This window comes from Anaerovirgula multivorans, from assembly GCF_900188145.1.
Lineage (GTDB): Bacteria > Bacillota > Clostridia > Peptostreptococcales > Natronincolaceae > Anaerovirgula > Anaerovirgula multivorans.
Genome location: NZ_FZOJ01000094.1, coordinates 1 through 1,573, shown reverse-complemented (window position 1 = coordinate 1,573; position 1,573 = coordinate 1). Strand labels below are relative to the sequence as shown.

Genomic DNA, 1,573 nt, shown 5'->3' with positions numbered 1-1,573 from the left:
CACTGTCATCAACTTAATAAGCTCCTTGAAAATTGCATAAGAATATAACGAAATCTGGAAGCTCAAAATAAAGAAAAAAGATAAACTACCTTAATTTTGGGTGCAATTAATAAAACCAAGCGTTTCACACATTGGCAAACATAAGTAGACTATAAATTTATTGCTTATTCTAAAGGGTTTTACGTTGATTAATAGGATATTTTATTCCTGGGGTTTTATTTTTTCTATCAGGCTGCCTTTCTGGGCGTATAGGAACCATGTTTCTTTTCATTTTCAACATGACTTTATCAAAGAGTTTTACACGCTCCTTGGGATCCTCTAACATTACTATTTGCATCAGCTTATTTTTTAAACTTCCGTACAACTCATTACGGTTGACTTTATAATTATATTTTTTAGGTTCTTTACCTTCTGGGGCTTTTGCATGTTTAGCATCGTAGATAAATCCAGATGCTAGATTGCTTAAGTATATTGTTGCATAGAAGTCTTGTTCAATTGACAATGGTGTGTATCCGCTAAAGTTTTCAATTTGAAGAACGTGTTTTAAGGTATAATATTCTGTTTCGATGCCCCAACGTAGTGAATATAGGTGTTTTAAAGTTTCAATGTCCTCTTGAGACAATGAGGTAACAAGAGTTTCCAATTGACCTGAGGGCAGCATAAACTGTACCCTACGAACAGAATATATTTTGTTATCATGTTCAAAATCAAATATTTCGTCACGAGGTTCTTCATAAACTCGTTTTTTATCAAGAAAGTTATCTTTACATCTCATTATAAAATGGAGATTTTCTTCAAAATGATACGCCATCAGTTCCCTAGATGGATAGCCCCTGTCATATAAGAGAAGATCATTTTTATAGCCCAGTTCCTTAAGCTTAGCAAGGTGTTTTTTTGCAAGAGTTCTTTCATCTACCCGATAACCAGCTATTTCAGAAGTAATGATGACTTGATTTTCAATATCAAACATAGCTGATGCATATGCTCGAACAGTTCCATTAACATCTCCAACATCACCAAAAATATTTCTTAACTGTTGAAAATTAGGAAGTTCAATACATGTTCCATCAACCGCCAATAGACGGTAATTAAGGACTCGATCAAATTCATCATTACTATAAAATGCTTCAATAAGGCCATCGGAAAGATAACGGAATACCTCTGGATTTAAGTTTTGTCTTGCTTTTGAAAAAGCTTGTTTACTAACCATAATTTCATCATCCTTCAATACATGTTCAAAATAGTCATCAAGCTCAATCTGTAATGTGCGTTTATTAAAGTTTAACATAACACCAATTAAATTTAAAAGCCCGAGCTTTCTCTTACGGGTAAAAGCAGAAGAGTTTAATCTAGCTAATTCCAAAAGCTCTCTAGATGTCAATTGAACATGCACTTTTTCAAATAGTATAGCAGTTTTATTAATCATATTAAAGCCCCCTTCGAAATTTATATTTCCATTTCGATTATAGGGCGAACAATTGTTTGTCAATAGTGAATTAGCACTATTTGTTAATTATATTCTTATGCAATTTTCAAGGATCAAAAAACTTATTTTCTTAAGTTGATGACAGTG

The 1,573-nt window shown here is 32.6% G+C and carries 1 protein-coding gene; it reads right to left on the bottom strand.

Annotated elements, in window-relative coordinates:
* Positions 1-169 precede the first annotated feature (169 nt).
* Complete coding sequence (locus tag CHB72_RS25715; RefSeq protein ID WP_089285692.1) at positions 170-1,426, bottom strand: IS4 family transposase; 1,257 nt, start codon at positions 1,424-1,426, stop codon at positions 170-172.
* Positions 1,427-1,573: the final 147 nt, after the last annotated feature.

Bases quoted from the DNA above. Each gene is read 5' to 3' on its own strand.
- CHB72_RS25715 (WP_089285692.1), bottom strand. From the start codon at position 1,426: ATGATTAATAAAACTGCTATACTATTTGAAAAAGTGCATGTTCAATTG.